This window comes from Pseudoxanthomonas sp. JC1303, from assembly GCF_058448525.1.
Genome location: NZ_CP185958.1, coordinates 321,013 through 344,510 on the forward strand (window position 1 = coordinate 321,013; position 23,498 = coordinate 344,510).

Consider the following 23,498-nt stretch of genomic DNA (forward strand, 5'->3'; position numbering starts at 1 on the left):
AAGCTCGGCGCTACAACCAAGCCTTCCCGGTAGAGCCGAGCTCGCTCGGCTGGAGCTGTCCCGGCAAAGCCCCGCCGAGCAAGCTCGGCGCTACAGGCCAGCCACTCATCGCCCGCACGAGCAGCCGCCCATCGATACCTTCGCCATCAAACTGCTGACCTGGTTCGACCAGCATGGCCGCCATGACCTGCCCTGGCAGCATCCGCGCACGCCGTACCGCGTGTGGCTGTCGGAGATCATGCTGCAGCAGACCCAGGTGCGCGTGGTCATCCCGTACTTCGCGCGTTTCCTGCAGGCCTTCCCGACGTTGCCGGATCTGGCCGCCGCAAGCTCGGATGCGGTGATGGCACAATGGGCCGGCCTGGGTTACTACGCCCGCGCGCGCAACTTGCATGCCGCGGCCAAGCGCTGCGTGGAGCTGCACGACGGCGACCTGCCGCGCGACTTCGAGACCTTGCATGCGCTGCCCGGCATCGGCCGCAGCACCGCCGGCGCGATCCTCAGCCAGGCCTGGAACGCGCGCTTCGCGATCATGGACGGCAACGTCAAGCGCGTGCTCGCGCGCGTGCACGGCATCGCCGGCTGGCCCGGCCTGCCGGCCATCGAAAAGCAGCTGTGGGCACTAGCGATCGATCACGTCCAGCACGTCCCCGCAGGCCGCCTGGCCGATTACACCCAGGCGCAGATGGATTTCGGCGCCACCCTGTGCACACGCGCCAATCCAGCCTGCCTGCTGTGCCCGATCTCGGCGGACTGCGTCGCCTTCCGCGAGGGCCTCACCGAGGCCCTGCCCACGCCCAAGCCCGGCAAGCCGCTGCCCGAACGCAGCGCGGTGATGCTGATGGCCTTCGACGCGCAGGGCCGGGTGCTGCTGCAACGCCGGCCGCCGGTGGGCATCTGGTCGGGCCTGTGGTCGCTGCCGCAGGCCGACGACACCGCCTCCGCGCGTGTCTGGTTCGATGCGCATCTGTCCGGCGATTTCGACGCCGCCGACGAACTGCCCGACACCCCGCACACCTTCACCCACTACCGTCTACACATGCAGCCGCTGCGCTGGCGGCGCCTGTCCTCGCGCGACGCGGCGGGCGACAATGCCGACCTGCGCTGGGTCTCTACCGGCGAACTTTCCACGCTGGGCCTGCCCGCGCCCATCCGCAAACTCCTGGATGCCTGACATGCCCCGCATCGTGTTCTGCCAGTACGAAAACAAAGACACCGAAGGCCTGGACTACGTCCCCTACCCCGGCGAGTTGGGCAAGCAGGTGTTCGAGCACATCGGCAAGGCTGGCTGGGCGGCATGGCTGGCCCACCAGACCATGCTCATCAACGAGAACCGCCTGTCGCCGCGCAACCCGAAGGACCGCGCGTTCCTGGAGGACGAGTTGCGCAAGTTCCTGTTCGGCGGCCAGACCGACAAGCCCGCCGGCTACGTTGCGCCCGAAAGCGACGCCTAAGGGTCAATCGCTGGCAGGGGCCGCGTCACGCTGTGCGGTGCGCGCCTGGCGCAGGGCTTTTTCCGATGCGCGGATCGCCTTGGTGTCCAGCGCGCGGATCGTCTGGATGCGGCAGGCGATGTTGAAGCCGGCCGGTCGATTGAGCACCTGTACCCGATCCATCCCGGCCGACACCTGACCCAGCAGGTTGGTGATCAGAATGGTCGAGGCCGCGTTCAAATCCCTGCAGCCACCGCCCCCGAACTCCAGCAGATACGCCTCGTTCGGCTTGGTCCACACCGCCAGCGCCTCGTCGCCCAGCGCGGTCCAGCCGGTGAGTTGGCGGCTCGTATAGCGGAAATCGCGCTGCGGCTCGCCCGCGTGTTCGCGATACAGCGCAAGACGCTGCGCATCGCTGAGCCCGGTGCCGGTCGCGCAACCACCCAGCGACAAGAGCGCCAACGCGCCGGCCAGGACCGCAAGGAAACACAGACGCTGCATGACGATTCTCCGTTGACGTCCACAGGACGTCGGAGATCAGACGCCCGCGCACCGCAATGCGCCGTGAGGGCGCCTCTCAGGGGCTCGCCGGCGGCGGCGGCGCACCGGCCTGTCGCTCGGCCGCCCTGGCTTCGCGCAGTTGCTTCTGCGCCCGGCGCAATGCCTTGACGTCCAGCGGCCGGATCGTGTCGATGCGGCACGGCATGCGGAAGGTATTGCGCAGCCCGCCCAGCACCAGCACGTCGTCGAACTTCGCGTAGACCCGGCTGCCCTGATTGGTCACGGTGATCGCAGGCGCGGTGTCCAGGTCCATGCAACGGCCCGGCAGCTCCAGCAGATAGGCCTCGCTGGGCCTGGTCCACACCGCCAGCGCGGTATCGCCCAGCGGAGTCCAGCCATTGAGCTGACCCAGGAAGGTGAAGCTCTTCACCGGCTCGCCCGCATGCGCGCGATACAGCGCCAGCTCCTGTTCGTCGGTCAGTCCGGTCGTGGCGCAACCCACGCCGAGTATGGCCAGCAGGGCGGCGGCCATTGATCTGGCGAGGTATCCGGCAAAGGTAGACGTAATTGTCATCTTCACCGTACTGGCAGCTCCTCTCATCCCGCCTCGGATAATTTCAGAGCACCAGGGCGTGCGCGCGCCTGCGCGGCTCGCAGGGCCTGCACGTCCAAGGGCTGAATCGTCTCGATCCTGCATCGCTTAGCATCCTTCTCACCCGGCCGCCTCACAAGGACATGATTAAAGCCGGCATAGACCCTGTCGTGCTCGCGGCTCAGGGACAGCCGCGGCGACCACTCAAGATCCAAGCAGCCCTCGGCGACACCGAGCAAATACGCAGTGTCCGGCTTTGTCCAAACGGCAACTGCCGAGTCACCTACAGTCTCCCATTGGGAAATTCCGCCAAAGGGGCTGAAAGCCTTGATGGGTTCGCCAGCGTGCGACTGGAAGAGTTCCACATCTTGCGCCGCGCTCAGCCGTGAAGTCCCTAGCGAGGCGCAACCAGACAGCAGAGCCGCAAAAGCAAATAAAGAACCTCTAAGCGAGGCGCGAAACCTGGACATGGCAACTCCCTTTGATGTATGGCAATCCGCCTGGAGGATCATGCGCCCATGATGTGCCGCCGTCCGCTGTCCGAATCTGGACGTTCAGGAAACCGATGGCTTGCCGGATCGGAAATCCCTCCGTATCATGCGCGCCTCGCTTCGGCTCGGCCGCAAGTGCAGCACCGGCCGGGTAGCTCAGTTGGTAGAGCAAGGGATTGAAAATCCCTGTGTCGGGGGTTCGATTCCCTCCCCGGCCACCACTTCAGGTGGCGATCTAAAGCGTAACGAAGCAAGGCCTTGCAGCGATGCGAGGCCTTTTTCATTCAACCATGGGAATACCGTCGTTGTGATCCACGCACATCGCCATTCCCACGTCACGCCTTGGTCCCTGCTTTCAGTGCGTCGGCGAACTTGCGCATCAGCCGTACCAGGTCGTTGATGTCGGTCGAAGACCAGTCCTTGAAGATGTCCTGCGCCATGCGCCCGCGCGCCTGGTCGAGCTGGTCGGTCGCCGCCCTGCCCTTAGGCGAAGCCACGGCTTCGCGCCTACGGCGGGTTTAGGGATTCCCGCGGCGGATCACAAGTTCCATATGCTCCAGCCTGGCGACCTGGCGGCCTGACGGTCGGATAATCGCGCCCACTGTTCGGCCAGGTCGGCTAGGTCGACCACACTGATCGCCCCGCCTCCCACACCAACAAGCAGAACAGCGCCTGGTCCAGACGAACACCGACCTCGGCGATCAGGCGCTCGTCGGTGGCCCAGGCCAAGACCTGGAAACGCTCAATCGCGACGTGGAGCGCTTCGGCCTGGACGCGACCGTGCCTGGCTGGACGCGACCGTGCCTGGCTGGACGCGACCGTGCCTGGCTGGACGCGTCAGCGCCGCGCGAATTCATGCAATTGGATAACCGAGATTTCCTTCTGCCGTTGGAGGCCTGCGAAGCAATTGCCACCCCGACCTAACACCGTTAGAGTCCGCAACCTAACGCTGTTAGACGCCACGCCATGCGCAGCCCGCTCACGCAGGATCACATCATCCAGGCGGCATTCCGTCTGCTCGACGAGGCGGGCATGGAGGGCGTCAGTCTGCGCAAGCTGGCGTGCAACCTCGGGATCCGGGCGCCCTCGCTGTATTGGCACTTCAAGAGCAAGCAGGCGCTGATCGACGCGCTGGCCGATGCGCTGATCGCCGAGGTGGCGCGTGACATTCCACAAGGACAGGATTGGCGAAGCACCATGCACCAGATCGCAAACGAGTTCCGCACCGCGTTCAAGGCACACCGCGATGGCGCGCGCGTCTTCGCGGGCACGTTCCTGGCGACCGAGAACATGCTGCGCGTCGGCGATGCGACCATCGCAGCGCTGCTGCAGGCCGGCGCGTCGGTGGCGTTCGCCGCGAGTTCGGCGCTGGACTCGATCTACTACGTCATGGGCTTTGTGATCGAGGAACAGTCGCACCATGACTATCCCGATGCGGCCGAAGGCGTCCAGCAGGCGTTTTTCGAACTGGCCAAGGCGCGTTTTCCGCACTTTTGGGAGGCGCGCGAGGTGCTGGCCGAGCCGAAGTTCGACGAGCGCTTCAGCAATGGCATCGATCTCATCCTCGATGGGGTCGAGCAACAGATCCTGAAGCGCTCCGTCCCTTCCCATTAGCTCGCCCCGGGACGCATCCCGGAACACCGCCGCTTTCAAAGCCATGCAAGGGCCAACTGGCGCCCTGCACCAGCCAACACCTCACCCTTTCACTTTGGTTCCTCTATGCGTGCGCCACTTCTGCGTTGGTCCCTGTTGTTCGCCGCCCTGCCCCTGCTCGCCGCCTGCGGTGGCGGTGCCGAAGACAAGCCTGTGGAGGGATCTTCGGCGCTGGCCGTGGCGTTGACGCCTGTGCGGACCTATCCGCTGGCGCGCAGCGTGATCGTCTCCGGCCCGGTGTCGCCCTACGAGGAAATGCAGCTGGGCGTGGAGTTGAGTGGCCAGCGCATCACCCGCCTCAACGTCGATGTCGGTCAGAGCGTGAAGCAGGGCCAGGTCCTGCTCGAACTCGACCACCGCACGCTGGACAGCGAGGTGGCCCAGGCCAACGCCGCCGCCCAGCAGGCCAAGGCCGCGCTGGACCTCGCGCAAGCCAAGCAGACGCGCGGCGAGAAGCTCGCGGCCACGCAGCTGATCAGTGTCAGCGACCTGGACGAACTACGCGCCTCCGCGACCCAGGCCAGGGCCCAGCTGGCCACCGCGCGCGCCTCGCTGGACGCGGCCAGGCTACAGCGCGACTTCGCCGAACTGCGCGCGCCCGCCGATGGGGTGATCTCCAAGCGCCTGATCCAGCCCGGCCAGGTCGTCTCGGCCGGTAGCGAACTGCTGCGCCTGATCCGCGACGGTCGTCTGGAATGGCGCGCCGAACTGCCCGAAGCGCAGCTCGCCGACGTGGCGGTCGGCAACCCGGTTGCCTTGACTTATGCCGGCCAGCAGATCGCCGGCCGCGTGCGCGCGGTGACGCCGGGCGTGGATGCGCAGACGCGTACGGGCACGGTGTACGCCGATCTGCCCACGCCTGGGCCGCTCAAGCCGGGTACCTTCGTCGAAGGCCGCATCCTGACCGGCGACGGCCAGGCCCTGATGGTGCCCAGCGCGGCCATCGTCCAGCGCGACGGTCACAGCTATGTGTTCACGCTGAAGGACAAGGACAGCGTGACCCGACGGCGCGTGCGCACCGGGCAAACCGTGCAGGGCCGCACCGAGATCGTCGAAGGCCTCAAGGCCGGCGAACGGGTCGTGTCCGAAGGCGCTGGCTTCCTCGGCGATGGCGATCGCGTGCGCGTGGTCGATGCCGGCAAGGGAGCGAACGCCCCATGAATTTCTCCGCCTGGGCCATCCGCCGGCCACTGCCGGCGCTGATGCTGTTCTTCGTGCTGTGCGTAGCCGGCTTATGGGGCTTCCACGAGTTGCCGGTGGCGCGCTTCCCGGACATCGCCTTCCCGATGACCACCGTGACGGTGACCCAGCCGGGCGCCTCGCCCAGCCAGCTGGAGGCCGAGGTCACGCGCAAGGTCGAGGACTCGGTCGCCACGATCAACAACGTCAAGCGCGTGATCTCCACGGTCAGCGAAGGCGTCAGCACCACCAGCATCGAGTTCCAGTTGAATGTCGACCTGGGCACTGCGCTGGACGACACCCGCGATGCGGTCACCCGCATCCGCACCGACCTGCCGCAGGACATCCAGGAGCCGGTGATCTCCAAGGTCGACATCGGCGGGTCGCTGATGACCTATGCCCTGGTCGCGCCGAAGATGAGCCGCGACGAGGCCAGCTGGTTTGTCGACCGCGAGATCATGCGCGCGATGTACGGCGTGCCCGGTGTGGCTCGGGTCACCCGCGTGGGCGGCGTCGAGCGCCAGGTGCGCGTGGACCTCGACCCGAACGCCCTGCTCGCTTTCGGCGTCACCGCCGGCGATGTGTCGCAGCAGTTGGCCAGGATCCAGGTCGAACGCGCCGGCGGCAAGGCCGAGCTGGACGGCGCACAGCAGACCATCCGGACATTGGGCACGGTCGCCAACGCGCAGGCGTTGCGCGATTACTCGATCAGCCTACCGGACGGTCGCTCGGTGCGCCTGTCGGCACTGGCCACCGTCACCGACGCATCGGCCGATCCAAGCGAGGCCGCCCTGCTGGATGGCAAGGACGTGGTGGCGTTCTCGATGTCGCGCACGCGCGGCTCCAGCGAAGTCGAGGTCGAGGCCGGCGTGCACAAGGCGCTGGACGCGCTGAAGGCGTCGCACCCTGGCGTGGACTTCCGCCTGGTCACCACCGCCATCGACGAGACCCACCGCTCCTACGACTCGTCGATGACCATGCTCTACGAAGGCGCGCTGCTGGCGCTGCTGGTGGTGTGGGCGTTCCTGCGCGACTGGCGGGCGACCTGGGTCTCGGCGCTGGCCTTGCCGCTGTCGATCATCCCGACCTTCGCGGTGATGTACTGGTTCGGCTTCACCCTCAACATGATCACCCTGCTGGCGCTGTCGGTGGTGGTGGGCATCCTGGTCGACGATGCGATCGTGGAGATCGAGAACATCGTGCGCCACCTGCGCATGGGCAAGCCACCGCTGGAAGCGGCGACTGAGGCGGCCGGGGAAATCGGCAACGCGGTGATCGCCACCTCGCTGACCCTGGCCGCGGTCTTCGTCCCCGTCGCCTTCATGCCTGGCATCGCCGGCAAGTTCTTCCGCGAGTTTGGCTGGACGGCGGCGACCGCGGTGCTGTTCTCGCTGCTGGTCGCGCGCCTGCTCACCCCGATGATGGCGGCCTATCTGCTCAAGCCGCATGGCGAAGAAAAGGCCGAATCCAAGCTGATGACCTGGTACCTGGGCTGGGTGGACGCAGCGCTGCGCCACCGTGGCCGCACGCTGTGGATCGCGACCGGGTTGTTCGTCGCGTCGCTGGCGCTGGTGCCGCTGATCCCGGCGACCTTCATCCCGCAGTCCGACCTGGGCCGCAGCAACCTCAGCCTGGAACTGCCGCCGGGCACGCGGCTGGAAGACACCGTCGCCGTCTCCGAGCGCGCGCGTGCCCTGCTCAAGGACATGCCCGAACTCAAGCAGGTCTACACCGCGGTGGGCAGCGTGCTGGACCTGGGCGATCCGTCCACCACCGGCGTGGCCGACCCACGCAAGGCCACCCTGGTGCTGGACTGGGGCGCGGCCGACACGCGCAAGCGCGACCAGCGCGCGCTCGAGCGTGACGCGCGTGCGCGCCTGGCAAATCTGCCCGGCGTGCGCGTGAGCTATGTGAGCTCCGAACCGGGCAACCTGCTGCAGCTGGTGCTGTCCGGCGACGACCCGCAGCACCTGCAGGAGGCCTCGCTCGCGCTGGAGCGCGACCTGCGCGATATCCCGGGCCTGGGCAGCGTGACTTCGAGCGCATCGCTGCTGCGCCCCGAGATCCAGATCGTGCCCAATCCGGCGCGCGCGGCGGACCTGGGCGTATCCACCACCGACATCGCCGAGGCCGCGCGCATCGCCACGGCCGGCGACTACGAACAGCGCCTGGCCAAGCTCAACCTGCCAGATCGCCAGGTGCCGATCCGCGTCGGCTTTTCCGAGGCGACGCTGTCCAATCCCGCGCTGATCGACCAACTGCGCGTGCCTGGCCGCTACGGCCCGGTGCCGCTGGCGGCGGTCGCCGATATCGAGTTGGGCAGCGGCCCCTCGCAGATCTCGCGCTACCAGCGCCAGCGCAACGTCACCCTCACCGCCGAGCTCAACGGCCGGCCGCTGGGCGATGTCATGGACACCGTGCAGAAGCTGCCCAGCGTGCAGCACCTGCCGCCAGGCGTGAGCTTCCTCAACACCGGCGATGCCGAGGTGTTCGTGGAGCTGTTCGTCGGGTTCCTGCTGGCCATGGCCGCCGGCATCGTGTGCATCTACATGGTGCTGTTGCTGTTGTTCAACCACGCGCTGATGCCGATGACCATCCTGATCGCCGTGCCGCTGTGCGCGGGCGGGGCGTTCGGGGCGCTGCTGCTCACCCAGAACATGCTGTCCCTGCCGGCGCTGATCGGCCTGCTGATGCTGATCGGCATCGCCACCAAGAACTCGATCCTGCTGGTGGACTACGCGGTGATCGCCGAGGACGAACATGGCCTGAGCCAACACGACGCCCTGATCGACGCCTGCCGCAAGCGCGCCCAGCCGATCATCATGACCACCCTGGCCATGGGCGCGGGCATGATGCCGATCGCGCTGGGCTTCGCCGGCGATTCCAGCTTCCGTGCGCCGATGGCCATCGCCGTGATCGGCGGCCTGGTGACCTCCACGCTACTGAGCCTGATCGTGATCCCGGCGGCCTTCACCCTGATCGACGACATCGGCGAGTGGCTGTCGCGCAAGCTGCGGCGACGGCCTTCACACCCGCACGCCAGCGCGGCCTCGCCTCGCGGGAACTGAGGGCTTGGCGGCAGGCAGGGGCGAGGCCTCAACGAGGATCCTCGCCCGCCGCCCTGCCACATGACGCAACCGCCATCTGCCGGTGACGGGCCTTTCGCGCGACTGCCGCTACCATTCGCCCTGGGATTCAAGCGCGGCGGGTTGACGATTGGAACGCAGGTTCGGGGATTTCGAGGTGACCACGTCCTATCTGGTGGACGCACCGAACCGCTGCATGCGAGGCGTGCTGATGGTGTACGGCCCGGACGGTGCCCTGCTGCGCACCGTGCCTGCCACCGGGCCGTCGATGTCCACCCGCGACATGGAAGAGCACATGCGCCGCCTGCTCGACACCATCGAGCGGATCGATCCAGACGGCACCCTGCACTACCGGTGATCGGCGCGCGGCTTCTCGTCGGCCAGGCTGAGGCTGCCACGCTGCTTGGCCGCCAGGCCACGTGAGGCGCGGGCCCATTCGTTGCAGTAGTCGACCAGCGCATCGTTGTTGACGCGCCGGGTCCGCTGGTCGCAGAAGGCCTTCAGGTCGGCGGTGCGGACCGGCACCTGGACCACCTTCATGCCCTGCCGCTCCAAGCGCGCGCGCGCTTCGGGCGCGGCTTGCTTCCAGTCCTGGTAGTTGCGATGCCACTGGCGCTCGCGCAGCAGATCGCGGAAATCCTCGTAATCGTCTTCGTAAAACCAGGGCAACGCGATGACGTGCATGTCCTTGTCCATAAGCAGAATCCCTCCACCAAAGGTCGTGTCTGGGCAGGTTATGCGCGGACGATCGCGTTTCTGATGTAAAAAGCGTCACATTGACCCAGCTTGTGCAACGACACTGAGCGTTGGCGCCTGCCTTGCGCCGATGCCATCGATACTGCCGTTGGCGACGGCCGCGGTGGCTTCGCAAAAAGCCGCGAGGGCAGACAAAGCGGCGTTGTATCCTCCCCAACCACTGATACTCGAGGCTCCCCTGATGTCCCGCCGCCTGACGCTTGTGCTGTGTTTGCTGACCTGCGCCGTCCTCCTGCTGGCCGGCTGTCACCGTGGGCTGGTCCGGCGGGTCTCCGAACCCGCCGCCAGCCTGCAGCAGGTGTCCGTGGGCGCCGACGGCCAGTGGCAAGTCCAGCTGCGCCTGCAGAACTACAGTTCCATCCCCATGCGCTATGACACGGTCGCATTGGCGGTCACCGCCGGCGGCGTGGAGGCCGGCACCTTGAATGCCTCTCCCGGCTTTTCCATCGGTCCCGAGTCGGCGGACGTGGTGGAGGTGAGGCTCTCGCCCTCGGCCGACGCCAGGATGGCCGTGGCCAATGCCCTGGCCGGCGGCACCGTGCTCGAATACGCGCTCAAGGGCAGCGTCCAGGCCACGCCGGAAGACGAAAAGCAGCGCGACTTCCAGATCGACATGCACAGCACCCTCAGCCCGGCGCCCGGGTTGGCCGGCGTCCTGCGCTGACACGCCGCGAGGAAGGGCGCGTCGCGACCGGCGCGCCGGTTCATCCGGCACGGTCAAACCCACATCCATACGCCATAGTATGCTTCCGGGTCGAAGCGGGCCGGAAAGCGGCCTGCACGCCCCAGAGAGCCTTCGTATGAGCCGCTACCGCGCCCCGCTGAAAGATCTTCGTTTCGCCCTCTACGACGTGCTGGACGTCGAGCCCCTGTTCGCCCGCCTGGGCTTTGCCGACGCCAACGCCGAGCTGGTCGACGCGGTGCTGGAGGAAGCCGGCCGCTTCACCACCACGGTGCTGGCCCCGCTCAACCGCGTCGGCGACGAAGAAGGCTGCGCCCTGGATGCCGCCACCGGCGAGGTCACCACACCGACCGGCTTCAAGCAGGCCTACGCGCAGTTCGCCGAAGGCGGCTGGACCGGCCTGACCGCGGCCACCGAGTTCGGCGGCCAGGGCCTGCCGCATACCGTGGGCGTGCCGCTGGGCGAGATGATCAACGCCGCCAACCTGGCCTGGGGCAATTTCCCGCTGCTCTCGCACGGGGCGATCGAGGCGCTGAAGTTCCACGGCCAGCCCTGGCAGCGGGAGGTGTTCCTCAAACCGCTGGTCGAGGGCCGCTGGACCGGCACCATGTGCCTGACCGAGCCGCACTGCGGCACCGACCTGGGACTGCTGCGCACCCGCGCCGAGCCGCTGGGCGACGACACCTACGCCATCACCGGCACCAAGATCTTCATCACCGCCGGCGAGCACGACCTGGTCGACAACATCGTCCACCTGGTGCTGGCCAAGCTGCCCGATGCCCCGGCCGGGGCCAAGGGCATCTCGCTGTTCGTGGTGCCCAAGTTCCAGGTCGCCCGCGATGGCACGGTCGGCGCGCGCAACACGCTGCGCTGCGGTTCGATCGAGCACAAGATGGGCATCAAGGGCTCGGTGACCTGCGTAATGAATTTCGACGGCGCCCAGGGCTATCTGGTCGGCCAGCCGCACAAGGGCCTGCAGGCCATGTTCACCATGATGAACACCGCACGCCTGGGCGTGGGCCTGCAGGGCATCGGCCTGTCCGAGCGCGCCTACCAGAACGCCCTGGCCTATGCGCGCGAGCGCCTGCAGACCCGTTCGCTGTCCGGGCCCAAGTTCCCCGACAAGCCGGCCGACCCGATCTTCGTCCACCCGGACGTGCGCCGGATGCTGCTGTCGATCAAGGCCCTGACCGAAGGCGCGCGCCTGCTCGCCCTGCACGCCGGCACCCAGGTCGACATCGCCCACCACGCCACCGACCCGGCCGAGCGCGAACGGGCCGACATCCTGGCCGGCTTCCTCACCCCGATCTCCAAGGCCTGCCAGACCGAGTGGAGCATCGAGAACACCTACAACGCGCTGCAGTGCTTCGGCGGCCACGGCTACATCCACGAGCACGGCATGGAGCAGCTGGCCCGCGATGCGCGCATCACCACCCTCTATGAGGGCACCACGGGCATCCAGTCGCTGGACCTGATCGGGCGCAAGACCGCGGCCAGCGGTGCGGCCGGGCTGAAGCTGTTCCTGGGCCTGATCGAGCAGTTCGCCAGCGCGCATGAAAGCGATGCGACCGCCGCCGAGTTCATTGCCCCGCTGCGCGAGAAGGCCGCCGAATGGGGCGCCCTGACCCAGGACGTGCTGCAGCGCGCGGCCACCAACCCCGAGGAACTGGGCGCGGCCAGCACCGACTACCTGTTCTATTCGGGCTACGTGGTGCTGGCCTACTGGTGGGCGCGCAGCGTGGTCGCCGCACAGGCCTCGCAGCAGGATGCGGCGTTCAAGCAGGCCAAGCTGGAAACCGCGCGCTTCTACTACGCCCGCCTGCTGCCGCGCACGCTCGCCCACGCCGCCGCCATCCGCGCCGGCGCCGAGTCGCTGATGGCCATGGACGAGGCGCGTTTCGACGCCTGAGTGCCGCATCGCGGGTCCACCGCGCAAGCGCGGTGGACCCGCCTCAGGGCATCCCTTTGCGTTCGCGGCGGTCCGCTGGGAGGCCATGAGGACGATGCAATGCGCAACGCGGTACACAATTCGTCATCCATCAGGTATAAGCTGTTTTCCCGATGGAAGCAGACACCGCTCAGCTTCATTCGGATGACTCCGGCAACCCGGCCCTGATCGATGGCGCCACGTCGGACGGCGCAGTCGTCGCCGCACTCTCCCCTCTGATCCGCCCCTCTGGCGTGCGCTTCCTGTCATTGGATGCCCACGGTCGGGTGCTGGATTGGATCAATTGGCAGGATGCGACCTGCCTTTACGCGCGCGACGCGGTCGCCTGGACGCTGGGCGACCCCTGCATGACCGTCCGCGGCGGCATGAACCGGCTCACAGGCCAGCAAAGCTTCATCGACCTGCACCCCATCGTCGCCTCGCGCGGGCATGCCCGTGCCGCCGGCCTGTCGCCCACCCCGGCGCTGACCAACCAGGCCCTGTTCGCCCGCGACGACCATCTATGCCTGTACTGCGGACAGTCCTATTCGCGGCAACTGCTCACCCGCGACCATGTGCTGCCGGTCTCCAAGGGTGGCCGTGATGTCTGGGAAAACGTGGTCAGCGCCTGTTTTCACTGCAATTCGCGCAAGGCCAACCGCACGCCGCAGCAGGCCAACATGCCGCTGTTGGCCGTGCCGTACCGTCCCAGCTGGATCGAGCACCTGATCCTGTCCAACCGCAACATCCTGGCCGACCAGATGGCCTTCCTGAAGACCCACCTGCCCAAGCGTTCGCGCCTATCGGCCTGATTGTCGTGCCGGTTCACCGCAACGCGCTCGACCGCGCGTTTCACGCGCCGACCGGTCAGGTGATCGCAGACTGAACCCCTTGCTTGCCCCTCCTTCCCCTGGGGGCGAAAATACGCAGCTGTATCTGTGGCAGCCACGATGATCGACGCCATCCGCTATCCCCGCCTTTCCCGTATCGAAACCCCGGCAGACCTGCGCGGTTTCGACGAGGCAGAGCTCACCGCCATCGCTGACGAACTGCGCGCCTACCTGATCGAATCGGTCGGCAAGAGCGGCGGTCATTTCGCGGCGGGGCTCGGCGTGATCGAGCTGACCGTGGCCCTGCACTATCTCTACGACACCCCGCACGACCGCCTGGTGTGGGACGTCGGCCACCAGACCTATCCGCACAAGATTCTCACCGGGCGTCGCGATGCGATCCATACGGTCAAGCAGGCCGACGGCGTGGCGCCGTTTCCCAAGCGTGAGGAATCCGAGTACGACACCTTTGGCGTCGGCCATTCCTCCACCTCGATCTCCGCGGCGCTGGGCATGTCGATCGCCAACGCCCACATGGGCAATGGCCGCCGGACCGTGGCGGTGATCGGCGACGGCGCGATGACCGCGGGCATGGCCTTCGAGGCGCTCAACCATGCCGGTGGCATGGAGCAGGATCCGGACATCCTGGTGGTCCTCAACGACAACCAGATGTCCATCTCCGAGAACGTCGGCGCGCTGACCCAGCTGCTGGGCCGGATGAGTTCGTCCCGGACCCTGAACGCCTTGCGCGAAGGCGGCAAGAAGCTGCTCGGCGACAAGCGCAAGCCGCCGGCACGCTTCATGCGGCGCTGGGAAGAGCACTGGAAGGGCATGTTCGTGCCGTCCACGCTGTTCGAGCAGATGGGCTTTCATTACACCGGCCCGATCGACGGCCACGACGTACCGGCGCTGGTCAGCGCCCTGAAGACCCTCAAGGGCCTCAAGGGCCCGCAGCTACTGCACGTCATTACCACCAAGGGCAAAGGGTACGAACTGGCCGAAGGCGACCAGATCGGCTACCACGCCGTGGGGCCGTTCGACCCGGACAAGGGCCTGGTACCCAAGGCCGCCGGCGGGACCAGGAAGCCCACTTATACCGACGTCTTCAGCGACTGGCTGTGCGACATGGCCGCCGCGGACCCGCTCCTGATGGGCATCACCCCGGCGATGCGCGAGGGCTCGGGCCTGGTGCGCTTTTCCAAGGAGTTCCCGGACCGCTACTTCGACGTGGCGATTGCCGAACAGCACGCGGTCACGCTGGCGGCGGGCATGGCCTGTGACGGCGCCAAACCGGTGGTGGCCATCTACTCCACGTTCCTGCAGCGTGCCTACGACCAGTTGGTGCATGACGTGGCCATCCAGGACCTGGACGTGCTGTTCGCGATCGATCGCGGCGGCGTGGTCGGTCCGGACGGCGCCACGCATGCCGGCAACCTGGACCTGAGCTTCCTGCGCTGCGTGCCCAACATGGTGGTGATGGCCCCCGCCGACGAGAACGAATGCCGCCAGATGCTGTCCACCGGTTTCAGGCACCAGGGCCCGGCAGCGGTGCGCTACCCGCGCGGCAGCGGTCCTGGCGTCAGCATCGAGGCGAGCCTGGACACCTTGCCGCTGGGCAAGGCGCAGGTCCGGCATCGTGGGCGGCAGGTGGCGTTGCTGGCGTTCGGCGCCACCGTGCCCGCCGCCGAGCAGGTCGGCCGCGAACTGGGCCTGACGGTGGTCAACATGCGTTTCATCAAGCCGCTGGACCGCGCCTTGGTGCTTGAGCTGGCCCGCGGTCACGACGGCCTGGTGACGCTGGAAGACAACGTGGTGGCCGGTGGCGCCGGTTCGGGCGTGGCCGAGTTGCTCAATGCCGAGGCCCTGGCCGTACCGATCCTGCACCTGGGCCTGCCCGATGCATTCCAACATCACGCCAGCCGCGAGCAGCTGCTGGCAGAAGCCGGGCTCGACGCGAGCGGCATCCGCAGCGCGGTCCTGAAGCGCTGGCCGCAGCTGCAGTCGGGTCAGGCCGCGCCCCTGTCGGCGGCAAGATGATCCGTTGTGGCAACGCAGCTTCCGGGAGGTCGTCGCGCGGGTAAGGTCATGCGCTCCTCGCATCGGAGCCCATCGCGTTGACCGCCTCCTCCACGCTTCCGTATGCCGGCGCGCAGGTCTTCATCCTGCATGGTTATCTCGCCTCGCCCGGCGACCACTGGTTCCCGTGGCTGCGCGACGCCCTGCAGGCGCAAGGCGCCCAGGTCATCGTGCTGGCGCCACCCGAACCTGCTGCACCGGAGCCTGCCCGCTGGGACGCCTACCTCCAACAAGCGTTGCCGCCTCTCGGCCCGAACACCCTGCTGATCGCGCATAGCCTGGGAGGCATCGCGCTGCTACGTCACCTCCAGCACCAGCCGACCGAAGCCCCCCTTGGTGCCCTGCTGCTGGTATCCGGCTTCGATACCGCACTGCCGGGCCTCCCCCAACTCGATGCCTTTATCAACATTTCCCTGGATTACGCCCGTCTGCAGACCTTGGCACCAAGGCGTGCCCTGCTGGCCGCAGCGGATGACGCAATCGTACCCGCCTCCCTGAGCGTCGCGCTGGCCGAGCGCCTGGACGCCCCGATCACCGTATTACCAAACGGTGGGCACTTCCTGGGCAGCGAGGGCGTGCTGGAACTTCCCGCGGCGAAGTCGCTGCTCGACCAGCTGCGCGGTCCGCACGGCGGATCTGGCTGGCCTCAGTACTCGCCGGGCGCTTGCACGGTGTAGCCCTTGGCGCGCAGCGCGTCCATCAGATTGCCCTTGCGCAGCACCAGGCCCATGGGCAGCAAGGCGATCGTGCTGGAGTTGTGGGCCAGCGCGGACTCGGCCTTTTCCAGCCAGAGCTGGAGCGAGCGCTCACGCAGGTCATTGAGACCCAGTTTGCGGGCGATGGCGCTTTCGCCGATGGCCGTCTGACACACGGCGTACTGGCTGGCCTGCGGCGCCACGCGCAATGCCTCCACATCCCCCATCGCCCATGCATTGGCCTGCAGACGCATCGCATCGATTTCATGCTCCAGGACATCCAGCGTCCTGGCAAAGCAGGTCCGATCCTCCAGGCCGGTGCGCTGGAACTCATTGATGGCCGCCTTCGGGTCCTCCAGCTTGACCGTGCTCACCACCGGGGTGATTTTCAAATCCGCGCGCTTGGCGAGCTTTTCCACGCGGTCGGCCACGACGTTGTCGGTGCTCAAGCCCGAGCGACGCATCGCATCCTTGTAGAGCTCGAGCGCGGCGAAGATCGGACGCCGCCGCTCGACGCTCTGATCGCCGCCCATGTAGCGCGCCTTGAGGAAACGCCACCGCGCATATTCACTGGCCGGCACCACGTCCTGCAGCTGTTTGCCATCGGGATTCTTGATCGCCTTGAACAGCGCCGGCAGCAGAAACAGGTTGCGGAACATGCCCCGGCCCGTGTCCAGCGACATGGTCGGCGGGAGCAGCAACTCCTGCGACTGGTCGATGGCCGCTTCGACCTCACGCGATTGCCAGTCCATGCGTTTGGGCAGCGGCGTCAGCGTGCCCAGGACCCACAGCACATGGCCATCCGGTGCTGTCACTTTCCACAGGCCCGGCCCGGGTTGCACCCCCGACACGATCATCGGCGCCATGTCGGTAATGGGCACAGGCTCCGCCTGCGTCGGCGAAGCGGTGGCCGGTACCTGTTGCGCGCGAGCCAGCGTTGCCAGTGCGCAGCCCACCAATCCCACCAGCAGCAGCCATCGACGCATCCCGTCCCCCATTGAAATCCCCGGCTCAGGCGTCCTCGCCGACGCCAAGCGCCTGCAATCGCACCCCCACCTCCGGCGCCTGCTCCAGCAGGGCAAATCCCTCCCAGGTGAAGCCCGGTGCCACGACACAGCCGACCTGGGCGAACGCGGAGGACGTCCAGGCGCGCTGCCATTGCCCGGCAGGCACGACCGCCATGGCGACATGGCCCTCCGATGCGGGCCCCAGCTCCACCGTTCGCAAGGTCCCATCGACCACGTCGAACTGCTGCAGGCAGAGCGCGCCGCCGGCCTGCCAGTGCCACAGCTCGTCGGCATCCACCCGGTGCCACCGACTGTGCTCGCCCTGCTTGAGCAGGAAAGTGATGGCGGTCATCGCCGGCCGAAGCGGGCCTCCTGGCGCGGCCACGACGCGTTCGGACGCGTGTACGCGCCGGTAGTGCCCGCCTTCCGGATGCGGCGCCAGTTGCAATGTGTGGATGCGTTGATCGGCCTCACCTGTCATGGCGCCATCGTAGCAAGCAGGTCGCACGTGCCGCAGGCGTGCCGCACTCGCACCGAAAGCAGAGGCGTGGTTCTCTGCGCTACAGGAGGAGGCTTGTCGATCTCGCTCAAGGCAGCACAGATGGACCCGACCTTCAGACTGCCTTCGAGCCTGACCGACTCCAAGGACGTTCTCGCCCCTGGGGGGCCAACTCGCCGACGTCCCACGGCTGATTGGATCCTTTGTCCTGCCGGTAGCGCCACTTTACATGGGACGACACGGCGGTCCTTCGGAGCCCCCATCCCTCGAGCGCCAACCCTTACAGCGGCGATCATGCGCGCCGTAATGGGCATGGCGCCGTCGTGGGCGCCCTGCCGTGAGACCGTTTAGACCGTGCCCACCGGCAGGCAGGTCCCGACTGAGCGGACCACGTCAGCCCGCACGCTCGGCCTGAACAGCCCGGCGCTGCGCGCGCAGACACACGCCGAAGAACGTAAACAAGTCGATGCTGTAACGCTTGAGCAGGCGGCGCGGCTCATGCAACAGGCGGAAGGCCCACTCCATGTGAATCCGCTGCACCCAAGCCGGCGCGCGCCTGGCGTTGCCGGACAGAAAGTCCAGGAGCGCCCCCACACCAAAGGCGAGCGGCACGTCCAGCGAGGCGCGATGCTCAAGGATCCAGCGCTCCTGCAGTGGATTGCCCAGGGCCACCAACAGCATGTCTGGACGCGCCTGATTAATGGTGTCCACCAGATGCGTGCCCTGCGCCCGCATCTGGCCATAGCCATCGCAGACGCCGACCACCTGCTGGCCATAGCGTTCGGCCAGGGTCTTAGCCGCTGCATCGGCAATGCCGGGCTTGGCACCCAGCAGGAAGAACCGGAGCGGGCGGTGGCTGCGCTGACAGAGCGAGGGGATCAGGTCGGTCCCGTTGAGGTTCTCGCGAAACCGGCGGCGGTGCACCATCATCGCCGCCAGGTCCAGGCCAATGCCGTCGTTGACGATGGTCACCCCCGGCGCGTCCAGGACCTCGCGCAGTCCGCGGCACTCCACCACGAAATTGGTGTTGGCGAAGAACACGCACTGCCGGCCTCCCGACTCCAGCATCTCCAGCAATCTCCGGCTGAAGGTCTCCAGGTCCGTGCTGAGGATCGGATAGCCCCCTAGCGGCACGTATTCGCCCTCGAACCGAGCGTGCAGGGAGATCGGATCCGGGGTAGCCACTGCGTTACCAGAGGTCATACGGGAACACATCCATCAAACCCTGTTGGATCCGAGCCAGATCGAACGCGTCGTTGCCCCCGATGTCCAGGCACTCCTCGACCGAGTTGCCCGACCGCCAGCTCATCCGCCCGGTGCCTGCGTAGTAATCGTCATACTTGAACCGATCCTCGCCGTTGCCCCAGTCCAGATAGACGGCCGGGATGCCGTAGGCCTCGGCCAGGATCACGCCGTGCAACGAGCTGCTCACGATGCGCTCGGCCCCAAGCAACTGGCGGACGAACGCGGCCGGCTCGATGCGGGGCGAGATCAGCTTGTCCGCGTAGTCGGCGTACTTTTCGATGGGCTCATTGAAGTGCGGCACGATCGCGTAAGGGCGCTGAGTCTCCGGCATGAGCAAGCGCTTCTCGAAGAAGCGAGGGGTCAGCAGCGCGGGATCGCCGTAGACCTCCGGAACTTCCAGCCCGCGACGCCGCAGGTATTCACGGGTCAACGGACCGCGCACCGCGCGAATATCGAGCTGGCTGTAACGATGCGCCGAATCCGGGATCTTGCCATTGATCCCGCTCCCCCACACGACATTGCCATCCTCCGCAAAGTGCAACACCGAACCGATGCACAGCAGGCGCGGGGTCCCGGGACGCTTGGCCAACAGGTTGGTGTCCCGCAATGCGAGCACCTGCTGCACCAGCACCTTGGAAAGATGGTCGCCAACATTGACTGAGCCATCCTTGGGCTGCCACCAGAACAGCGCCTTGCGCTCGCGGCGCTCAACAAGATTTTCAAGAAAAGTCACATCACACTCCTAGGGGCAAGGCGCGCCTTCAACCGTCCGGACACCTCCCCTGCAAGGCCCGGCCATTGCGCCTGCAGCGCAGACGCGCCAATGGTCAAGATTCGACGCGGATCTCCGGATAGCGCTCCGGCTCCAGCAGACGATCGGTGGTCTGCGGCCAGTCCAGGCATTCCCGATGGCGCACATGCGGCGCATTGAGAGCCGACTCGATCGCGCTTCGGATCGAGGCCTCGTCACCGGGGGTGTAGCCGAAACGGGAGGCGTAGGTCCCGACCACGGCATGCGGACAGACCGCAGGCAACCCAAAGAAATCGTACTGCAGCAACTTCATCGAGCTATCGGCCAGGTAGGCCGGCACCTGCTCCGATGCATAGGGGGCAATGCCGAAACGCGCGTGCTTCATGTAGCGCACCACGTCGGCATGCTTCATTTCGCCGTAGACGATGACGTTATCGGCATAGTCCGGGTGCCGACCCTGGCCGGAGCCGATCACATGGAAGGTCACCTGCGGGAACGCATGGCTGGCGTGGGCGATGAAGGCCGGGTCGAACAACATCGAGCCCACCGACACGGCATGGATGCCTTCCTCGTCGTAGGGATTCGGATCGCCCATCTCATCGAGCTTGGGATCCACGCCGTGGCCGACGTGATAGACGTTGTGCTGGCTGTTGATCTCATCGGCCATGACCGGCGAGACCAACGCAATCGAGTCCAGCATCCCGCAGACATCATCGAATTCGCGCGAGATGAACTCAGCGACCTCGATGGTGCTCAGGCCATCGGAGGCGCGATAGACCAAGCGTGCGTCGGGATTGAGTCGCTTGGCCAGGCGAATGAACGCCACCGCCGTGCCGCTTTCGACCACGATGACGTCCGCTTCGCGGATCCACTGCTCCAGCACCGCCGGCGGGTTGGACGCATACATGCGAAACATCGCATTCTCAACCGGACGCAACCAGGCGCGCCGCGTATTGAAGGGGTGGACGAAGGTCCGCCACAGATAGCACTCCACGCCCTTGTGCGTGACGACCTGGTTCGAGGTGGCGTCCAGCGGCAGGCGCATGTCTTTCTTCATCCTGGAAAGACGGCTGTAGCGCAATGAGAAGAAGCGCGTGGGGCCGCGCTTGGCCAGTTCATCTGTAATGAAATGGATGTTGGCGCGACGCGGCGTCCGGTAATCGTGCGCGGATAGCACCAGATAGCGCTGCTGGGGACGCGATACGGGCTGCACGGGCGGCGCAGGTCGCTCGATCGCGTCAGCTTCGAGGTCAGAGACCGACATAATTCCTCCTGGAGAGGAGTAACACGTGGGGGAGGCGTGAAACGATCTGTTGCTCGGTACGGCCCTGATCATCCAACAGCTTACGCACGAGCGATACGACACGCGCGCCGAATCCGGCCTTCGGCGCGATGCAGAGCTCTTCTGTCCCGAACATCTGCATGAGACCTTCCACTTTGCCCTGTGTAGCCAAAGTGATTGCGGGCGTACCGCCTGACAGCGAGAGGATGGCCAGATGCATGCGTCCGGTGATGACCAAGCGCGCGTGTTGTGCGATGCAGCGTACTTGTTCCGGCGTCAGCAGTTCGTTGACGCGCATCACACCAGGATCCGTCACGCGTGCGTGCAGCGCTTCCAGTTCACGCTTGTCATCGCCGCTGGGACGGGAAACGTGGGGAAGCAGGACCACCCGCAGCCCCCGATCAAGCAGCGTACGGACGACGGCTTCATATTCATCACATTGATCAACGCCAGCGGCCACGAGCGCGCTGGCATTGACCAGCGCGTAGGCGCCACCTTGGGCGAAAGCCTGAATACGGCGCAAGGTTTTCCCTTCCTCCTGTCTGGATGCGGCAAATACCGTATCCATTACGTCCTGGACGTTTTCCAGCCCGGCTTCACGCGCACGCGACGCGGAAATCGGATCCCGCAAAAACAGTCGCACGCCATTACGCGACGCTTCGCGCAGGGCCACCGATGCGAGTGGATGCGGCGCGCCGTTCCAGCTGAAGCCAAGGACCCGCGTGTCAATCCCAGCAGACGCCGACCAGGACGCGAGATTGGCGCGATGCATCGAGGCCATGGCGTTGTAGGCACCGTCCATGATGTCCGCGCCGATGATGGACAGTGACCTGGCACCGCGGAGCACTTGCGCGAAGCGCACTACGTCGCGCAAATGCATCAAGCCGCCCCCATACACCAGATGCTCCAACTCGATGCAGTCCACACGTTCGCCAGCGATCGGCTGCTGGACAGCGGCGTCGCCACGCCTGACCACCATCACCACCGGGCCGGCGACATTTTCCAGGTATGCATTGATCATGGCTTGGTCGCCGATGTTGCCACCACCAGGCGGGGCCAGCAGTACATGCGGACCGGTGCCTTGCCGGGGCGCCACCCAGCGGAACATTGCACGACCGGCGCGCCGCAGGAAGCCGGGATGACGACCACGCGAGAAGAGTCGCTCCGCGTAATAGCCGAAGCGCTTGCTGTTGTTCTGGTTCAAGACACGTCTCCAGTTCGGGGGATGCACGCGCAGCATCCGGGTAACGGTTCGCGTGGCAGCTGGTGAGACGTTCAAAATCGAACGAGCAGAGCTTAAGGGGCGGCAACCGGGCCGCTTGAATTACTTGCGACGACGGAGAAGATCCCGGCTATTCAGGATGGTCATGACGTCGCGGCGGAAGGCCGGCCACACCAGGCAGACCACGCCAAAGGCCAGCATGATCGTCGGCAGGCCGACGACCAGTTCCATGACCGGTGTACTGGCGAAATGATGGGAAGCGGACCAGGACGCGACGGCGCAGACACCGTAGCCAATGATGGCGCGTAGTCCGTTGTTGAACATCGCCATGCCGGGCGCCTTGCCGGCGCGTGTGACCCAGATCACCGAGATTGGCCATGTCAATGCCAAACCCGTGGAGTAGCCCACGGCGACGCCCAATGCACCCCAGTGCACGCCTGCGAAAATGCAGCAGATGGTCAGCACCCGGACCAGCACCGAGTAGGTCAGCTGCTCGCGCGTGAGCCCCAGCGACAAGAACACCCAGTAGGCCGCATAGGCCACCACCTGGAAGATTCCCCCAAGGGTCAGGATCTGGAAGATGGGGACAGCGGGCTGCCACTTCTGACCAAGGAACAGAATGATCAGCGGCGAGGCCTGAGCGCAGGCAAAGGAGAAAATGGCGACGATCACATGGATCATCACCGTCTGCCCACGCAGCAGAAAGGCCGCATAGCGCGACGGCTCGTCCTGAAGTTTGGAAAGCACGGGCAGCGCGACGGTCGTCGCCGGGGCGTTGATCTGATTCAACGGCATCATCAGCAACTGGAACGCGCGGTTGTACAAGCCAAGGGCTTCGGCACCGATGCGATAGCCGATCACGACCTGCCCGATGTTCTGGCTGACATAGCCCAGCATCTGCGCCGCCATCAGGTGGCCGCCGAATGTGAGAAAGCTGCGCATGGGCACGCCACGATGCGGCCGCCCCGGAAGCCACCTGGACGCAATGGCGGAGACCAACAGCCCGATGAACGCACCCACGACCTGCTGGATGACCAGTGCCCAATACCCCAAGCCGTAGAGCGCGGCACACACGCCGGCGATCAGGCCCAGACTCTGGCCGCCGACATCGCTCATGGCCAGACGACCGAACTGCAGGCCACGACTCAAGTGGGCCCGATATTGGGTGTTCATCCCGCTGAGCAGGAAGGTCACCGACATGACCTGTGCGACGGCGATCAGGCGTGGCTCGTGATAGAAGCGCGCAATCGCGCCCGCGCCGGCAAACACCGTCAGACCCAGGATCAGCCCGATCCCGCTGTTGAGCCAGAACAGGTTGTCGCGCTGCGCCTTGGAAAGGGATTTGGCCTGGATGGCCGCCGAGGACAGACCGAAATCGCGCAAGATCTCGCAGATCCCGACCAGGGCGGTCACCATCGCCATCAAGCCGTAATCTTCCGGACTCAGAAGGCGTGCCAGCAGGATGATCCCGCCAAACTGCACCACCATGCGAGCGCCCTGCCCCAGCATGGTCTTGGCCGCACCAGCAGCCGCCCGGGAGCCTAACCCCGAGGTCGATCCCGGAGGCCCGTCTTGCGCCGTCGCTGACATG

23 protein-coding genes and 1 tRNA gene are annotated in these 23,498 nt (G+C 66.3%); 12 read left to right on the forward strand and 12 right to left on the reverse strand.

Annotated features, from left to right (window positions below; all coding sequences use genetic code 11):
• Positions 1–130: 130 nt before the first annotated feature.
• Both mutY and ACORQU_RS01480 read left to right on the forward strand, forming a co-directional pair.
• Entirely contained in the window at positions 131–1,174 is a 1,044-nt protein-coding gene (mutY, locus tag ACORQU_RS01475; protein ID WP_491644907.1) for an A/G-specific adenine glycosylase, read from the forward strand.
• 1 nt (position 1,175) lies between these two features.
• Entirely contained in the window at positions 1,176–1,454 is a 279-nt protein-coding gene (locus tag ACORQU_RS01480; RefSeq protein ID WP_491642934.1) for an oxidative damage protection protein, read from the forward strand.
• A gap of 3 nt (positions 1,455–1,457) precedes the next feature.
• Here the strand turns inward: ACORQU_RS01480 and ACORQU_RS01485 are convergent, their stop codons facing one another.
• From ACORQU_RS01485 to ACORQU_RS01495, 3 genes are all read right to left on the reverse strand, one after another.
• Positions 1,458–1,934, reverse strand: coding sequence for a DUF6491 family protein (locus ACORQU_RS01485; protein ID WP_491642936.1), 477 nt, complete (start codon positions 1,932–1,934; stop codon positions 1,458–1,460).
• Positions 1,935–2,010: 76 nt separating this feature from the next.
• Positions 2,011–2,466 carry a DUF6491 family protein gene (locus tag ACORQU_RS01490; RefSeq protein WP_491642938.1) on the reverse strand — a complete coding sequence of 152 codons (456 nt, stop codon included), beginning with the start codon at positions 2,464–2,466 and terminating at the stop codon, positions 2,011–2,013.
• A 65-nt stretch (positions 2,467–2,531) separates the two neighbouring features.
• Positions 2,532–2,996, reverse strand: a complete 465-nt coding sequence (locus ACORQU_RS01495) for a DUF6491 family protein (RefSeq protein WP_271645151.1) — start codon at positions 2,994–2,996, stop codon at positions 2,532–2,534.
• 166 nt (positions 2,997–3,162) lie between these two features.
• On the opposite strand from ACORQU_RS01495, the gene ACORQU_RS01500 reads away from it, so the two are divergent.
• Positions 3,163–3,238: transfer RNA gene (locus ACORQU_RS01500), tRNA-Phe, on the forward strand.
• A gap of 114 nt (positions 3,239–3,352) precedes the next feature.
• Here the strand turns inward: ACORQU_RS01500 and ACORQU_RS01505 are convergent.
• Positions 3,353–3,514 carry a hypothetical protein gene (locus ACORQU_RS01505; protein WP_491642940.1) on the reverse strand — a complete coding sequence of 54 codons (162 nt, stop codon included), beginning with the start codon at positions 3,512–3,514 and terminating at the stop codon, positions 3,353–3,355.
• Positions 3,515–3,983: 469 nt separating this feature from the next.
• On the opposite strand from ACORQU_RS01505, the gene ACORQU_RS01510 reads away from it, so the two are divergent.
• The 4 genes from ACORQU_RS01510 to ACORQU_RS01525 all read left to right on the forward strand — a co-directional run bounded on the left by ACORQU_RS01510 (position 3,984) and on the right by ACORQU_RS01525 (position 9,293).
• Complete coding sequence (locus ACORQU_RS01510; RefSeq protein ID WP_271645129.1) at positions 3,984–4,631, forward strand: TetR/AcrR family transcriptional regulator C-terminal domain-containing protein; 648 nt, start codon at positions 3,984–3,986, stop codon at positions 4,629–4,631.
• A 105-nt stretch (positions 4,632–4,736) separates the two neighbouring features.
• Complete coding sequence (locus tag ACORQU_RS01515) at positions 4,737–5,831, forward strand: efflux RND transporter periplasmic adaptor subunit (protein WP_491642941.1); 1,095 nt, start codon at positions 4,737–4,739, stop codon at positions 5,829–5,831.
• Entirely contained in the window at positions 5,828–8,917 is a 3,090-nt protein-coding gene (locus ACORQU_RS01520; RefSeq protein WP_491642943.1) for an efflux RND transporter permease subunit, read from the forward strand. Before ACORQU_RS01515 ends, ACORQU_RS01520 begins: the two co-directional genes overlap by 4 nt.
• Before the next feature lie 175 nt (positions 8,918–9,092).
• Positions 9,093–9,293, forward strand: coding sequence for a hypothetical protein (locus tag ACORQU_RS01525; RefSeq protein ID WP_271645126.1), 201 nt, complete (start codon positions 9,093–9,095; stop codon positions 9,291–9,293).
• Here the strand turns inward: ACORQU_RS01525 and ACORQU_RS01530 are convergent.
• The gene (locus ACORQU_RS01530) at positions 9,284–9,631 is read right to left on the reverse strand and encodes a hypothetical protein (RefSeq protein ID WP_491642945.1); all 348 of its coding nucleotides are present in this window, start codon (positions 9,629–9,631) and stop codon (positions 9,284–9,286) included. The two genes, ACORQU_RS01525 and ACORQU_RS01530, sit on opposite strands and share 10 nt — an antisense overlap.
• A 241-nt stretch (positions 9,632–9,872) precedes the next feature.
• Here ACORQU_RS01530 and ACORQU_RS01535 point away from each other — a divergent pair, with 241 nt between their 5' ends.
• The 5 genes from ACORQU_RS01535 to ACORQU_RS01555 all read left to right on the forward strand — a co-directional run bounded on the left by ACORQU_RS01535 (position 9,873) and on the right by ACORQU_RS01555 (position 15,883).
• On the forward strand, positions 9,873–10,355 hold the full coding sequence (locus tag ACORQU_RS01535) for an LEA type 2 family protein (RefSeq protein ID WP_491642946.1): 483 nt from the start codon (positions 9,873–9,875) through the stop codon (positions 10,353–10,355).
• A gap of 136 nt (positions 10,356–10,491) precedes the next feature.
• On the forward strand, positions 10,492–12,282 hold the full coding sequence (locus tag ACORQU_RS01540; protein WP_491642947.1) for an acyl-CoA dehydrogenase C-terminal domain-containing protein: 1,791 nt from the start codon (positions 10,492–10,494) through the stop codon (positions 12,280–12,282).
• Between the two features lie 152 nt (positions 12,283–12,434).
• Positions 12,435–13,112 (forward strand): HNH endonuclease, encoded by a 678-nt coding sequence (locus ACORQU_RS01545; RefSeq protein ID WP_491642949.1) that lies wholly within the window; start codon positions 12,435–12,437, stop codon positions 13,110–13,112.
• Positions 13,113–13,250: 138 nt separating this feature from the next.
• Complete coding sequence (gene dxs / locus ACORQU_RS01550) at positions 13,251–15,167, forward strand: 1-deoxy-D-xylulose-5-phosphate synthase (protein ID WP_491642951.1); 1,917 nt, start codon at positions 13,251–13,253, stop codon at positions 15,165–15,167.
• Positions 15,168–15,244: 77 nt separating this feature from the next.
• Complete coding sequence (locus tag ACORQU_RS01555) at positions 15,245–15,883, forward strand: RBBP9/YdeN family alpha/beta hydrolase (protein WP_491642953.1); 639 nt, start codon at positions 15,245–15,247, stop codon at positions 15,881–15,883.
• Here the strand turns inward: ACORQU_RS01555 and ACORQU_RS01560 are convergent.
• From ACORQU_RS01560 to ACORQU_RS01590, 7 genes are all read right to left on the reverse strand, one after another.
• Complete coding sequence (locus tag ACORQU_RS01560) at positions 15,853–16,836, reverse strand: TraB/GumN family protein (RefSeq protein WP_491644909.1); 984 nt, start codon at positions 16,834–16,836, stop codon at positions 15,853–15,855. The genes ACORQU_RS01555 and ACORQU_RS01560 overlap by 31 nt on opposite strands.
• A gap of 76 nt (positions 16,837–16,912) precedes the next feature.
• The gene (locus ACORQU_RS01565; protein ID WP_491642955.1) at positions 16,913–17,389 is read right to left on the reverse strand and encodes a cupin domain-containing protein; all 477 of its coding nucleotides are present in this window, start codon (positions 17,387–17,389) and stop codon (positions 16,913–16,915) included.
• Positions 17,390–17,800: 411 nt separating this feature from the next.
• Positions 17,801–18,610, reverse strand: a complete 810-nt coding sequence (locus ACORQU_RS01570) for a WecB/TagA/CpsF family glycosyltransferase (protein ID WP_491642957.1) — start codon at positions 18,608–18,610, stop codon at positions 17,801–17,803.
• Positions 18,597–19,385 carry a polysaccharide pyruvyl transferase family protein gene (locus ACORQU_RS01575; RefSeq protein WP_491642959.1) on the reverse strand — a complete coding sequence of 263 codons (789 nt, stop codon included), beginning with the start codon at positions 19,383–19,385 and terminating at the stop codon, positions 18,597–18,599. The genes ACORQU_RS01570 and ACORQU_RS01575 overlap by 14 nt, the downstream gene beginning before the upstream one ends.
• A gap of 94 nt (positions 19,386–19,479) precedes the next feature.
• Positions 19,480–20,667: a GumK N-terminal domain-containing glycosyltransferase gene (locus ACORQU_RS01580; protein WP_491642961.1), complete on the reverse strand. Its 1,188-nt coding sequence runs from the start codon at positions 20,665–20,667 to the stop codon at positions 19,480–19,482.
• Positions 20,654–21,889, reverse strand: coding sequence for a polysaccharide pyruvyl transferase family protein (locus ACORQU_RS01585; RefSeq protein ID WP_491642963.1), 1,236 nt, complete (start codon positions 21,887–21,889; stop codon positions 20,654–20,656). Before ACORQU_RS01585 ends, ACORQU_RS01580 begins: the two co-directional genes overlap by 14 nt.
• A gap of 120 nt (positions 21,890–22,009) precedes the next feature.
• Positions 22,010–23,497: a lipopolysaccharide biosynthesis protein gene (locus ACORQU_RS01590; RefSeq protein WP_491644911.1), complete on the reverse strand. Its 1,488-nt coding sequence runs from the start codon at positions 23,495–23,497 to the stop codon at positions 22,010–22,012.
• Position 23,498 lies beyond the last annotated feature (1 nt).